Source organism: Pedococcus sp. P3_C7 (assembly GCF_056402615.1).
In genome coordinates this window covers 35559-49189 of the sequence record NZ_JBFUHC010000003.1, presented here as the reverse complement: position 1 = coordinate 49189, position 13631 = coordinate 35559, and the positions used below count along the sequence as shown (strand labels likewise).

Genomic DNA, 13631 nt, shown 5'->3' with positions numbered 1-13631 from the left:
ACCTGCGGGTGGAGTTACAGCTGCCGCTCCAAGGCGTCGAGGGTTCGGTAGCAGTCGAGGACGTCGGCGATGGAGGAGTTGGGTTGCCTTCCTTCGCGGATGGCTGACACGAACTCGCGGTCCTGCAGCTCGATGCCGTCCATGGACACGGCCACCTTGCTCACGTCGATCGGCTCGTCCTTGCCCGTGCTGAGGTCGTCGTACCTCGCCAGGTAGGTGCCGGTGTCGCCGATGTAGCGGAAGAAGGTGCCGAACGGGCCGTCGTTGTTGAACGACAAGGACAGGGTGCAGATCGCGCCGCTCTCGGCGCGCAGCTGGATGGACAGGTCCATCGCGATGCCGAGCTCGGGGTGGATCGGGCCCTGGATCGCGTTGGCCTGCACGATGGGCGAGCCGGTCTGGTAGGCGAAGAGGTCCACGGTGTGGGCGGCGTGGTGCCACAGGAGGTGGTCGGTCCACGACCGCGGCTGACCCAGCGCGTTGAGGTTCCGGCGGCGCAGGAAATAGGTCTGCACGTCCATCTGCTGCACGTGGAAGCTGCCGTCCACGACCCGCTGGTGCACCCACTGGTGACTGGGGTTGAACCGGCGGGTGTGGCCCACCATCGCGACCACCCCGGTCTTCTCCTGGAGGTCGGCACACGCTTCCGCCCCAGCCAGCGAGTCGGCGAGCGGGATCTCGACCTGGACGTGCTTGCCGGCCCGCAGGACGGCCTGGGTCTGGTCGGCGTGCATCGGGGTCGGGGTGGCGAGGATGACGGCGTCGACGTCGTCCATCGCGAGGATGTCGTCGAGCGTGGCCACCGCGCGTCCGATGCCGTGCTCGGCCGCGAACGCCTCTCCCGACTCCAGGGAGCTGCTGACGACGGCCGCCACGTCCACGTCGGGGATGCGCTTGAGTCCGTTGACGTGCTTGGCGCCGAAGGCGCCGCCTCCGGCGAGGGCCACTCGGATCGGCTGGTTGGTCATGTCACTCCTGGGTCGGGGTGGCCGGGTCGCTGGCCGGGTCGCTGGCCGGGTGGTTTGCGAGGACCAGGTGGCCGACCGCGGTGTTGGAGGCCGGCACATGGTAGAAGCGGTGGAGGACCTCGGTGCTCCCGGCGCCGGGACCACCGTCATCGGCGACGTCGGCCATCGCGCCGCGGGCGATCAGCCACATGACGAGCTCGATGCCCTCGGACCCGGCCTCCTCGACGTAGTTGAGGTGGCCCACCTCCGACTGCCCCGCCGGGTCCGAGATGAGCCGGTCGAGGAACGCGTTGTCCCACTCCCGGTTGATCAGTCCGGCTCGCGGTCCCTGCAGCTGGTGGCTCATCCCCCCAGTGCCCCAGACCTGGACGCGCAGCGGCCGGTCGTAGGACTCGACGGCACGGCGCAGGGCGCGACCCAGGGCGTAGCACCGGGCGCCGTGCGGGACGGGGTACTGCACGACGTTCACGGCCAGGGGGATCACCTTGCACGGCCACGGCTCATCCGGCGCGCGCTCTCCGAACATGAGCGACAGCGGCACGGTCAGGCCGTGGTCCACTGCCATCTCGTTGACGAGGGTCAGGTCGAAGTCGTCGAGGATGAGCGACTGGGCGAGGTGCGCCGCGAAGTCGGGGTCGCCCTCCACCGGCGGGACCGGTCGCGGCCCGTACCCCTCGTCGGCGACCGGGAAGTGCGGACCGGTCCCGATGACGAAGGTCGGGATGAGGTGCAGGTCGAAGGCCGTCGCGTGGTCGTTGTAGACGAGGATCACGACGTCGGGGGTGTTGTCGGCCATCCACTGACGGGACCACTCGTAACCGTCGAAAACCGCCTTCCAGTAAGGCTCCTCGGTCTTCCCGAGGTCCATCGCCGCACCGATCGCCGGTACGTGCGAGGTGTAGACGCTGGCCGTGATGGTGGGGTGGCCGTCGGCGGCGGTGGACGGCGCGGCATACCCCTCCTCGACGATCCGCGCGGCAAGCGCGTCGCGGATCCGGTTGCCCTCGATCGAACGACCGCCGGCGAGCATCATGTCGCGGTACTCGGCCTCGGTCATGCCCGTCATGGACCCGGCCATCTGCTGGAAGGACAGGCCGAACGTCGCGCCGATCTTGGACAGGAAGTAGATGTTACCGCCGAGCCGGATGCACTCGTTGAGGTCGAGGTCTAGCACCGCCTGCTTCTGCTCGGGCGACAGCTCCCACTCGTCGAGGTAGGCGCCCTGGTCGGCGATGAAGCGGCTGCGGTTCTCCGGCGACATGAGGGACATGCAGAACTGGTTCAGGTGGTAGCCCTTGGCCGACTGGTCGGCGTCGAAGATCGTCGTGCCGGGCACGTCGAGATATGGCTTGTCCATGGTCATGGGGTTGATCCTTCCTCGGGCCAGTAGAGGCGCATCGGGTTGTCGACGAGCAGCGCCCGCTGGAGTTCGGGAGTCGGTGCGATGTGGGGGATGCCGTCGACGAGCAGGCCGTCGTCGGGCATGTGGTCGGTGAGGTTCGGGTGCGGCCAGTCGGTGCCCCACAGCACCCGGTCGGGAAACTCCTCGACGACGCGGCGAGCGAACGGCACGACGTCCCGGTATGCCGTGCGCTCGCCATCGAGGGCGGGTGGCCCGGTCCGCGACAGGCGTTCGGGGCAGGTCACCTTGCACCACACGTCGGGCTTGTCCCGCATGAAGTCCAGGAAACCGGTGAAGCCCGGTCCGTCCGGCGACGCCGCCACGTCGGGCCGGCCCATGTGGTCGACGACGAGGGGCAGGGGGATCGAGGTGAAGAAGTCGCGCAGCTCGGGCAGGTCGGGTGCCTCGAAGTAGATGACGACGTGCCAGCCAAAGGGCGTGATCCGGGAGACGACGTCACGGAGGTCCTCGGGGGAGGGTGTGTCGACCAGCCGCTTGACGTAGTTGAACCGCACGCCGCGCACGCCTGCCTGGTGCAGGTCGGCCAGCTCGGGCTCGGAGATGCCGGGCCGGACCGTGGCCACCCCGCGCGCCCGACCGTCGGCCGCCCGGAGGGCGTCGACCATGGCCCGGTTGTCGGCACCGTGGCAGGTCGCCTGGACGATGACGTTGCGGCTGAAGCCGAGGTGGTCGCGCAGGGCGAAGAGCTGGTCCTTGGAGGCGTCGCAGGGCGTGTACTTGCGTTCGGGCGCAAAGGGAAACTCCGCGCGGGGACCGAACACATGGCAGTGTGCGTCGACCGCGCCGGGGGGCACGACGAAGTGGGGCTTCGTCGGCTCGGCGTACCAGTCGAGCCACCCGGGCGTCTTCGTCGTCGTCTCGCTCATCGGGGCGTCAGTCCTCGTACCGCAGGCCGAGACGGGCGAGCGGCTCACGCATGTCGTAGAGGTCCAACCCCAGTGTCCCGCTGCGGAACTTGGCCCGCTTGCCCTCTTCGTTGGCCTCGCGCCTGCCCGCCTCGGCAGCGACCTCGGAGGCCCTCGCCGCGGGCACGACGACCACCCCGTCGACGTCGGCCACGACGACGTCGCCGGGGTTGACGAGGGCGTTGGCGCACACGACCGGGATGTTGACCGAACCCAGGGTGGCCTTGATCGTGCCCTTGGCGTTGATGGCCCGACTGAACACGGGGAAGTCCATCTTCTCGAGGTCCTCAACGTCCCGGACGCCACCGTCGATGACCAGCCCGGCGCACCCACGACTACGCAGCGAGGTGGCGAGCAGCTCGCCGAAGAAGCCGTCCTCGCTCTCGGTCGTGCAGCCCGCAACCAGGACGTCTCCCTCCTGGACCTGCTCAGCCGCGACGTGGAGCATCCAGTTGTCGCCGGGTTGCAGGAGCACTGTCACGGCAGGGCCACAGAGTTTCGCGCCGCGGTAGACGGGCCGGAGGTAGGGCCGCATCAGGCCGACCCGGCCCATGGCCTCGTGGACGGTCGCGACACCGTAGGCCGACAGGGCCCGCACCGCGTCCGCGTCGGCCCGCTCGATCCTGGTGTGCACGACACCGAGCTCGGTCCCGCTCATGGGGTCTCCTCCTCTGTGCTCATGTCAGCGTCCCTGCTCACGCAGCCGCGCGTCCAGGCGCGGGTAGACACGTCGCGCGTTCGCGGCATACACGTCCTCGCGGTGGGCATCGGTGAGGTGGGGTGTCGCGTCGACGTATCGCCTGGTGTCGTCGAAGTAGGCGCCGGTGCGGGGATCGATGTCGCGGACGGCCCCGATCATCTCGCTCGCGAACAGGATGGCGCTGGTGGGGATGACGTTCGTCAGCAGGTCGATGCCGGGCTGGTGGTACACGCAGGTGTCGAAGAAGACGTTGGCCAGCAACGTTTCCGGGTCAGGCCGCTTCAGCGCCATGGCCAGGCCCCGGAACCGGCCCCAGTGGTAGGGGACCGCGCCACCGCCGTGCGGGATGACCAGTCGCAGGGTGGGGAAGTCGGCGAACAGGTCGCCCTGGAGGAGCTGCATGAACGCCGTGGTGTCGGCATTCAGGTAGTGCGCTCCCGTCGTGTGGAACCCGGGGTTGCAGGAGGTGCTGACGTGCACCATGGCCGGGACGTCCAGCTCGACCAGCGCCTCGTAGATCGGGTACCAGGACCGGTCGGTCAGCGGTGGGCTGTCCCAGTGGCCACCGGACGGGTCGGGGTTGAGGTTGACCGTGACGGCGCCGAGCTCCTCGACCGCACGACGCAGCTCGGGCACCGACGTCGCCGGGTCGACCCCGGGCGACTGTGGCAGCATCGCCCCCATCACGAACCGCTCCGGATAGAGCGTGCTGACCCGGTGGCAGAGGTCGTTGCAGATCCGCGCCCAGGTCGAGGAGACGTCGAAGTCGCCGATGTGGTGCGCCATGAAGCTCGCGCGCGGCGAGAAGATCGTCACGTCGATGCCGCGCTCGTCCATGAGCCGCAGCTGGTTGGCCTCGATGCTGGCGCGGATCTCGTCGTCGGTGATCCGCAGTGCCGCCGGGTCCGGCGCGTTGTCGGGGTGGCCGATCGCGGAGACCTGCGCGTTGCGCCAGGCCTCGAGCGGCGCCGGCGCCGTCGTGTAGTGCCCGTGGCAGTCGATGATCACGAGTCCAGCCTCGCACCCGAGAATGCTCCGGAGAGGCAGCCTTCCGTCTGACGGAAGGCCTCTGTGGCGGGCCGGGAGGTGCACCTAGCGTGGTCCTCGTGCTGACCCTGCGAGGGCTTTCGTCGATGGCCACCCGCGACGTCCTCGCCGCGTTGACGGCTGAGGGCGACCTCGGGTTGAGCCAGCTCGTCGTGCAGTCGGCCGGGGGCGTCGAGGTGGCGCGACGCCTCCGGGAAGGCGAGCAGGCCGACGTCGCGGTGCTGGGGGGCGACGCGATCGAGGCGCTCGCTCGCGACGGCCTCGTCGACCGCCACACGATCGTGCCGTTGTTCGTCTCCGACGTCGTGGTCGGCGTCCCGGAGGGCGCTCCCGTGCCGGACGTCAGCAGCGTCGAGTCGTTGGTTGCCGCCCTTCTTGCCTCACGGCGAATCGGCTACTCCACCGGGCCCAGTGGCTCCGCGCTGGTGGGCCTGGTGGACACGTGGGGCCTCACCGAGCGGCTCGCGGACAGGTGGGTCCAGGCACCTCCGGGTATGCCGGTTGCCCGGCTGCTCGCCGACGGCGCGGCCGATCTCGGCTTCCAGCAACGCAGTGAGCTCGCAGCCGCACCTGGCGTCACCGTGGTCGGCCCGATGCCGCCCGGAGCGGAGATCCTCACGACCTTCACCGGGGCGGTGCCGACCGCGTCGGAGCATCCGACGGAGGCGCTGGCCGCACTGGTCCGGCTCGCCGCCCCTGACACGCACGAGATCGTCAGGCGTCATGCCCTTGCCCCTGCCGGTTGATCCCGTCGACTGACGTCAGGAGTCACTGCCCTGACGAGTCATTGCCGTGAGGAGTCATTGGGCCACCCGGCGTACTGCTCGGCCAGGTAGGTCCGACCGGCGCGCGTGGAGACGACGTTGTCCAGCTCACCCAGCTGTCGACGGAGGTCGAAGGCGCTGGCACCGGGCGCCCTGTGCAGCATCTGCGTCATCCAGTACGAGAAGTTCTGTGCCCTCCAGACCCGGTTGAGCGCCCGCGGCTCGTAGTCGTCGAGCGCGTCGAGTCCTGCGCTGGCGAGAGCACGCGGGATCACCTCGGCCAGCACCTTCACGTCGTGGAGGGCAAGGTTGAGGCCGCGGGCTCCCGTAGGCGGAACTGTGTGCGCCGCATCGCCCGCCAGCACCATCGACCCCCAGCGCATGGGTTGCTGCACAAAGGATCTGAAGCGCAGCACGGTCTTCTCGATGACCGGGCCCTCGACGAGCGAGAAGCCGTCGGCGCCAGCAACGCGCGACTGCAGGGTCTCCCAGATCCGCTCGTCGCTCCACGCCTCGGTGTCCTCCTCGGGGTCGCACTGGAAGTACATGCGCTGCACGAGGTCGGTGCGTTGGCTGATCAGCGCGAAGCCGTGCTCGGAGTGGGCGTAGACGAGCTCGGGTGCGCTCTTCGGCGCGGCGGCGAGGATCCCGAACCACGCGAACGGGTACTCACGGAAGTACTGGGTGCGGCTCGCCTCGGGGATGAGCGAACGACACATCGACCGTGAGCCGTCGGCACCGACGACCACCCTGGCGCGCACCTCGTGGCGCCCACCGTCCGCACTCGTGAAGCGCAGCGTCGGTCGGTCGCCGTCGATCCCGCTGACCTCCGGTTCGGTCACGCCGTAGTGGACCGTGCCACCGTCCCGGTCCCGGGCGTTGGCGAGGTCGATGAAGACGTCCGTCTGGGGATAGAGCCAGACCGACCCGCCGACGAGCTCCCGGAAGTCGATGCGGTGGGCCCGGCCGGCGAACCGCAGCTCGGTCCCGTCGTGCTCGTGCCCGTCCCGCAGGATCCGGTCCGAGACGCCCGTATCGACGAGGTCGCGAGCGGCGCCGGCCTCGAGGATCCCGGCGCGGTGCGTGCCTTCGATCTCTGCCCTGGTGCGGAGGTCGATGTTCACGCAGTCGATGCCTGCCCTGCCCAGCCGGTGCGCGAGCATCAACCCGGCCGGCCCGGCTCCGACGATGGCGACGGGCACGTCGAGGACGCTGTCGACGGGCGTTGTCGGAGCGGATTCCACCCGGGTCTCCTCGGGTCGGTGGGAGGGGTGCCAGTCGGCGGCTGGGGGGCCGTTCGCTGGTTGACGAGTCCAGCATCGCCGGTTGCCCCGTGCCGCCACAGGCAACTTCCGTCAGGTGGAAGGGCTATCGCTGCGCGGAGATCATGACGTCGGTTGTCGCAGGGCTGCCCGCTCGACGGCCCAGCTCGACCGAGATGGCGTTGGCAGCGGCAACCACGGGCTGGCGGAGGTGGCGCACCGCAGCAGCGGTCTTGCCCAGCACCACGATCCCGATGGCGGCATGGACGGGACCTCCGGCGCCGATCCGGACCGGGGCGGCCAACCCCACGGTGTGGTCGGACAGCTGGCGGTCGTTCACGGCATACCCATGTCGTCGCACGGACGCCAGCATGGCGCGCAGGCGACGCGGGTCCGTGACCGTGAACTCGGTGTGTCGGGGCAACGGCTGGGACAGGACGGCGTCGCGGATGTCGGTCGGGGCGAAGGCGAGCAGCACCAGGCCAACGCCCGTCGACGGCAGGGGGAAGCGGGTGCCCACCATCGTCTTCAGCTCGACGGACCGGTGGCCGGCGATGCGCTCGACGAACGTGAGCTCGGTGCCCTCGCGCACGGCGAGCTGGATGTTCTCGTGGGTGACCTCGTAGAGGTCCTGGAGGTAGGGGAGGGCCACCTCGCGCAGGATCTGGCCGCGCGGACACAGGGAGCCCACTTCCCACAGGCGCAAGCCGATGTGCCACCTTCCCTCGTCGTCACGCTCGAGGGCCCCCCAGTCCGCGAGCTCGGCGACGATGCGGTGTGCGGTGCTGAGAGGGAGCCCGGTCCGGCGGGCGATCTGGGACAGGGTCAGCTGGGCGTGGTCGCGTCCGAACGTGGACAGGACCGCCAGGGCCTTGCCGCCCGCGGTCAGCCCTTCGCGTGCCATGAGCCGATCCTGTCACCCTCGACGGCGCCGCGTCCGTTCGGCCCATGAGCGAGTGGGCCGTTTGGTTGACCTCCGCGGGGGCTGGCGCATGACCGCCATCACATTCCCGCCAACCGTCGTCACGACGAGCGGGCCCAAGAGTCTGCCAGTCATAGGGATAACCACGTGCCGTGGCCAGATGGGCGCCGCACGGTTCTTGACTCGAAGGCGGCATCAGCAGAATGAACGATCCGGGCGGCACGACTCCGGGCGCTCCAGCGCGCAGACCACGCGCAGGCGCTCATCGCCGCGGCCTGACCCGTGCGTGGACGCCACGCGCACGCAGGCGTGCCGCGTCGCTGGTGGTCGTCGCCCTGGTCGCGACCCTGGGCCTCGTCGTGCAGTCGGTGATCTCGGCCACCCAGTCCCCGGCCTTCGCGGCGGCGGGTGTGCCGGCGGCGCCGGTGCTGCTGTTCAACGAGACCTTCGAGAACGGCACTGGCGCCGACCCGGTGGATGTCGATGCGTACACCGGCACCGGCGGGACGACCTACACCGGTGACCCCTACTTCGTCGACCAGGCGAACTGCAACGGGGTGCTCGTCCAGTACTCCAACACGAACTTCCCCCTGACCGGTGTCTGCACCCAGCCCAACATTGCCGACTCCCGCAGCAACATCCGGCGGTTCGCGGACGTCCTCGGCCAGTTCAATGCAGGCGTGGTCGGCGGCACCGACGCCAGCCCAGCCAACGGCTCCACTGCCGCCACCCAGGCCAACCACGCCGTGGCAGAGTGGACCACCAGGAACGCTGCGGCTGCTGGCGCAGACATCGAGCTCCAGAGCACCGTGCTCAACCTTCCTGCGACGTCGTCGCGGTACGTGACCATGTCCCTCGATGTCGTCGAGGCCTCGTGCACCTACCTGGCAGGTGCGAACAACTCGAAGCTCGACTTCTACCTCGTCAACGGTGCTACCGAGACCAAGATCAACGTCAACCCCATCCGGGCCTGTACTGACAGCTCCACCCGTTCGTACACGTCGCCGTTCCCGCCGGGCGTCACGTCGTGGGGGAATGGCGGCAACGCGGTGCGGGCCGGTCGGTACTTCTCGGACAAGGCAGTTCTCCTCTCCCCAGCCGCCCTCGCGGCCCTCCAGATCCGGGTGCGAAACCAGACGCTCACCGGCGACGGCAACGACCACGCGTTCGACAACCTGCGCCTCCTCGACGCCACCCCGGCCCTGGACAAGTCGTTCTCGCCGACCTCGGCTCCGGTGGGTACACCCAGCACCCTCACCCTCACCGTCACGAACACCAGCGAGCTGGGTGGAAAGGACGACTTCGCATTCACGGACACGCTGCCCTCGGGGCTGACGGTTGCCAACCCGGCCGGAGCCATCACCACGTGTGGCAACGGCACGGTCACAGCCGTGGCAGGCGCCCAGTCGGTCGCGCTCAGCGGTGGCGACCTGGCCAGCGGGGAGACCAGCTGCACCGTGGTCGTTCAGGTCACGTCGAATGCTGCCGCGACCTACACGAACGGCCCCAGCAACGTCTCCACGTCCGGGCTCAACCCGCCCAGCGCCGCAAGCGTCACCTTCTTCAACACCGACTTCGGCGACGCGCCGGCCAGCTACGGCACGGCCACCGCGTCGCACAGCCTGTCCTCGACCCTTGCCGCGCCCACGACACCCACCCTGGGACTGGGCTCCTCGCGGGACATGGAGGCGGCGGCCGCCGTGAGTGCTGGCGGCACGGGTGACGACACCACCGGCAGCGACGACGAGGATGCGGTCAGCGGAACGCCGACACTCATCACGAACGGCCCCATGAGTCTTGCTGTGCCCTTGCGCAACACGACTGGGGCAGCGGCCACGCTCGCCGGGTGGGTGGACTTCAACGCCGACGGCGCGTTCCAGGCCACCGAGCTGGTCACCACCTCGGTTCCCGCCGGCGCCACCACGGCCACCCTGGTCTGGCCGACCAAACCCACGGCCTCGGCCGGCGCGTCCTTCCTGCGACTGCGACTCTTCCCAGGATCGGTCGTCACGCCCAGCCCCACCACCCCGGCGGTCGGCGGGGAGATCGAGGACCATCCCGTCGCCCTGAGCCGCTCCGGCATCGTGGTCGACAAGACCGCCAACGTCACCGCGGGCGTCTCGCCCGTTGCGGTGACCTACTCCTACGCGGTGACCGGGCAGCTCGAACCACTCAGGAACGTCACGCTGACCGACGACAAGTGCTCGGTGCCGGCCACCAGGACCGGCGACGTCAACGGCAACAACATCCTCGAGCTGGGGGAGACGTGGGTCTTCACGTGCGCCGCGACCCTGACCTCCACCACGACCAACACGGCCACGGCGACCGGTATCGGGACCCTCTCCGGCGCCACCGTCACCAACACCGACACGTGGACGGTCACCGTGACCGCCCCGAGCCTCAACCTCTCCAAGACCGGCGGCAGTGTGTCGGGCCCGAACGCCGCAGGGGACTACACCGCGACCTACACCGTGCGGGTCGCGAACACCGGCACGGCCGCCGGCACCTACGGTCCCATCGCCGAGACCCCGGCCTTCGCCCCCAACCTCGCCGTCACGGGCGCGTCCTGGACCGGTCAGGCCACGGGCAGCGCCACTGGCACCGGGCCGTTCGCCATCGGCGCCGCTGGGACGACCATTGCAGTCGGTGCCACTCACACCTACAACCTCACGGTCACCTTCCACTACTCCAACGCCACCCAGGCGAGTGCCTGCGCGGGGACCGGCACCGGGCTGTACAACTCGGTGGCCCTCGCCGCGGGCCAGGAGCAGGGCGCGACCACCGACAACGCGGCCTGCATCGCGCCACCGGTCCCGCCCACTCCGGCGATCGCCCTCACGAAGTCGATCTCGTCGACGGTCCCGAGCCCCCTCACCGGCGCAGGGCAGACGGTGAACTACCGCTTCGCCGTGACCAACCCGGGCGTGGTCCAGCTGACGTCGCCGAAGGTCAACGACAGCCGCTGCACCCCGACCTACTCCTCGGGTGACACCAACGCCGACGGCATCCTGCAGAACGGCGAGACCTGGATCTTCACCTGCGCCTACGCGACGACACAGGCCGATGTCGACGCCGGTGCCGTCAACAACACCGCCACCGCTCAGGGCACCCCGCCGTACCTCAGCACCCCGGTGACGTCGCCTCCCTCGTCCACCTCGGTGACGATCGCCGAGGTCCCGGTGATCGACCTGACCAAGACGGCGACCGCGGTCACCGACGTCGACGGCAACGGTCCCGACGCCGGAGACCGGATCACGTTCGGCTTCACCGTGCGTAACGCCGGCAACACCGCCCTGAGCAACGTCGTCGTCAACGATGCCCTGCTCGGACTGACGAACTTCGCCTGCGGCACGGGCGCGCTCGCCCCCGGTGCGAGCCGCACGTGCACGTCCCCTGCCCACGTGATCACCCAGGCCGACGTGGACACCGGTCGGGTCGCCAACTCGGCCACGGCGGTGGGCACGCCGCCGAACGGCGCCACCCCGGTCAGCGCCACGGACACCGCCACCGTGACCATCGCGCCACGCAACGAGCTGAAGCTGACCAAGTCGGCGAGCGGCATCAACGACCTGGACGGCAATGGTGCCGATGCCGGAGACACGATCACCTTTACGTTCTCGGTGCTCAACACCGGCAGCACGACCTTGACGAACGTTCGCTTCGACGACGCCCGGCTCGGGCTGACCAACGCCCCCTGCGTGTCCTCGCTGGCCCCCGGCGGCACCGCTGCCTGCTCGACGACGGTCGTCTACACGCTGACCCAGGCGGACGTGAACGCCGGTGGCGTGAACAACTCCGCGACGGCGACGGCCACTCCGCCGTCCGGGACGCCGCCGACCAGCACCTCCACCACGTCGACCTCGATCGCCAACGTCGCGTCGATCACCCTCACGAAGGCGGCCGGCGCAGTCTCGGACACGGACGGCAACGGCCCGGACGCGGGGGACACGGTCACCTACACGTTCACCGTGGCGAACACCTCCAACCTCACCCTGACCGGGGTGCAGGTGACCGACCCCAAGCTGGGCACCGTCACCTGCCCGTCGACGACGCTCGCAGCCCACACGTCGATGACGTGCACGGCCGCGGCATACGTCCTCACGCAGGCGGACATCGACCGGGGTCGCGTGGACAACACGGCGACGCTCGTGGCGACCGGCCCGCAGGGCTCGTTGCCCTCGGTCACCGACACGGCCGCGGTCACGCTGACCCCGGTCAGCGCGATCGGGCTGGTGAAGTCCGCCAGCGCCGTCGCCGACCTCGACGACAACGGCACGGACGTCGGCGACTCGGTCACCTACTCGTTCACCGTCACCAACAAGGGGACCACCACCCTGGAACCGGTGACCGTGACCGACGCAAAGCTGGCCCTGGCCGGTATGCCGTGTGGTTCCGGACCCCTGGCTCCGGGCGCCTCGCGCACCTGCGCCGCTCCGGCCTACGCACTGACCCAGGCCGACCTCGACGCCGGTCACGTGGAGAACGCAGCCACCGTCACGGGTCGCGGCCCCGGTGGAAGCAGCGTGACGGCCGATGGCTCGGTCTCGTTCCAGACCGCCGGCCCGAGCGCCATCACGCTGCGGAAGACGGCGACCCTCAACGACCGCGACGGCAACGGCGCGGCAGATGCCGGTGAGACGATCGACTACGGACTCACCGTCACGAGCTCCGGGTCCGTCACGTTGACCTCGATCCGGATCACCGACGCCATGCTGGGCATCGACGATGCGCTCTGCGCGCGTGGACCGGTCGCGCCGGGTGAGTCGGTGGCTTGCACCGAGCTGGTGACGAGCCACCGGGTGACGGCCAGCGAAGTGGCCGCCGGTCAGGTGCGCAACGTCGCCACCGCCACCGGCGAGGGGCCGGGTGGGCAGGTCGTCCGGGATGCCGATGCGGTCACGACGCCGGCCGATCCGCCCGCCGGTCCACCTGGGCTGGAGTTTCGAGACGACCCGAGCCCGCTTCCGGACGGTCTGGCCTTCACGGGAAGCAACGCTTTCACCATGCTGGGAGCTGCGCTCGCCTTGCTCGTGCTCGGATTCCTGCTCCTGCTCGGGCGCCGCCGTGCTGACGGCCACCCGGCCGCCGCTGCCGGCAGACACCGCGGGTAACAGGCCTCGCGAGCAACAGACACCGCGAGCAACCAGACACTGCGAGCAACCAGACACAGCAAGCAACAGACAGACAGCCCAAGGAGATTTGACGTATGCGTTCGCCTTCCATCGTGATGAAGGGTGCGGTCCTCGGCGCCGTGCTGCTGGCGGCTGCGGGCTGCCAGGGGGAGAAGGGGACCGGCACCCCGAACCCCAACCCGCCGGCCACCGTGACCGCTTCGCCACCCAAGACCCAGCCCGCCGGAGCGATCAAGGACCTGCATGACGCCACGTGCACGTACGCAGCAGGCGCTTGGTCCTTCTCGGGCGAGCTCACCAACGCTGGAAAGGCGAAGGTGACCTACACCGTGATGGTGGCCGTCGCCAAGACCGACGGCGGCACCGTCCTCGGTTCCAAGCAGATCACCCGGACGCTGGCTCCCGGAGAGTCCGCCACCGTCAAGGCGGACAAGTTCTACAAGGGAAGCAACAAGGGTGTGTCCTGCGTGCCCAGCGCCACCAAGGCACCCGCCTGAGTCGCCCGACT

Annotated in this window: 10 protein-coding genes; 3 read left to right on the top strand and 7 right to left on the bottom strand. The window is 69.7% G+C overall.

Annotation, left to right across the window (positions count from 1 at the left end):
* Window positions 1-14: 14 nt before the first annotated feature.
* From AC1DS4_RS04270 to AC1DS4_RS04250, 5 genes are read right to left on the bottom strand one after another with little or no spacing between them, the layout of a single operon-like run.
* Window positions 15-968, bottom strand: a complete 954-nt coding sequence (locus tag AC1DS4_RS04270) for a Gfo/Idh/MocA family oxidoreductase (RefSeq protein ID WP_477615252.1) — start codon at window positions 966-968, stop codon at window positions 15-17.
* A gap of 1 nt (window position 969) precedes the next feature.
* The gene (gene ligA, locus AC1DS4_RS04265; protein ID WP_477615253.1) at window positions 970-2331 is read right to left on the bottom strand and encodes a protocatechuate 4,5-dioxygenase subunit alpha; all 1362 of its coding nucleotides are present in this window, start codon (window positions 2329-2331) and stop codon (window positions 970-972) included.
* Window positions 2328-3257, bottom strand: a complete 930-nt coding sequence (locus AC1DS4_RS04260) for an amidohydrolase family protein (protein ID WP_477615254.1) — start codon at window positions 3255-3257, stop codon at window positions 2328-2330. The genes ligA and AC1DS4_RS04260 overlap by 4 nt, the downstream gene beginning before the upstream one ends.
* A 7-nt stretch (window positions 3258-3264) precedes the next feature.
* On the bottom strand, window positions 3265-3954 hold the full coding sequence (ligK, locus tag AC1DS4_RS04255; protein ID WP_477615255.1) for a 4-carboxy-4-hydroxy-2-oxoadipate aldolase/oxaloacetate decarboxylase: 690 nt from the start codon (window positions 3952-3954) through the stop codon (window positions 3265-3267).
* A gap of 24 nt (window positions 3955-3978) precedes the next feature.
* Window positions 3979-5004, bottom strand: a complete 1026-nt coding sequence (locus AC1DS4_RS04250; RefSeq protein ID WP_477615256.1) for an amidohydrolase family protein — start codon at window positions 5002-5004, stop codon at window positions 3979-3981.
* Between the two features lie 98 nt (window positions 5005-5102).
* Between AC1DS4_RS04250 and AC1DS4_RS04245 the strand changes: the two genes are divergently transcribed.
* Window positions 5103-5789: a substrate-binding domain-containing protein gene (locus AC1DS4_RS04245; RefSeq protein ID WP_477632608.1), complete on the top strand. Its 687-nt coding sequence runs from the start codon at window positions 5103-5105 to the stop codon at window positions 5787-5789.
* A gap of 38 nt (window positions 5790-5827) precedes the next feature.
* Here AC1DS4_RS04245 and AC1DS4_RS04240 read toward each other — a convergent pair whose 3' ends face one another.
* Entirely contained in the window at window positions 5828-7051 is a 1224-nt protein-coding gene (locus tag AC1DS4_RS04240; RefSeq protein ID WP_477632609.1) for a 4-hydroxybenzoate 3-monooxygenase, read from the bottom strand.
* A gap of 124 nt (window positions 7052-7175) precedes the next feature.
* Window positions 7176-7973, bottom strand: coding sequence for an IclR family transcriptional regulator (locus AC1DS4_RS04235; protein ID WP_477615259.1), 798 nt, complete (start codon window positions 7971-7973; stop codon window positions 7176-7178).
* Between the two features lie 341 nt (window positions 7974-8314).
* On the opposite strand from AC1DS4_RS04235, the gene AC1DS4_RS04230 reads away from it, so the two are divergent.
* Together AC1DS4_RS04230 and AC1DS4_RS04225 are read left to right on the top strand one after the other, a co-directional pair.
* A complete protein-coding gene (locus AC1DS4_RS04230; RefSeq protein ID WP_477632610.1) occupies window positions 8315-13102 on the top strand; it encodes a beta strand repeat-containing protein in 4788 nt (1595 codons plus the stop codon).
* Between the two features lie 95 nt (window positions 13103-13197).
* On the top strand, window positions 13198-13620 hold the full coding sequence (locus AC1DS4_RS04225) for a hypothetical protein (protein ID WP_477632611.1): 423 nt from the start codon (window positions 13198-13200) through the stop codon (window positions 13618-13620).
* Window positions 13621-13631: the final 11 nt, after the last annotated feature.

Coding starts and splice junctions, on each gene's coding strand:
- AC1DS4_RS04270 (WP_477615252.1), bottom strand. CDS start 968: ATGACCAACCAGCCGATCCGAGTGGCCCTCGCCGGAGGCGGCGCCTTC.
- ligA (WP_477615253.1), bottom strand. CDS start 2,331: ATGACCATGGACAAGCCATATCTCGACGTGCCCGGCACGACGATCTTC.
- AC1DS4_RS04260 (WP_477615254.1), bottom strand. CDS start 3,257: ATGAGCGAGACGACGACGAAGACGCCCGGGTGGCTCGACTGGTACGCC.
- ligK (WP_477615255.1), bottom strand. CDS start 3,954: ATGAGCGGGACCGAGCTCGGTGTCGTGCACACCAGGATCGAGCGGGCC.
- AC1DS4_RS04235 (WP_477615259.1), bottom strand. CDS start 7,973: ATGGCACGCGAAGGGCTGACCGCGGGCGGCAAGGCCCTGGCGGTCCTG.
- AC1DS4_RS04225 (WP_477632611.1), top strand. CDS start 13,198: ATGCGTTCGCCTTCCATCGTGATGAAGGGTGCGGTCCTCGGCGCCGTG.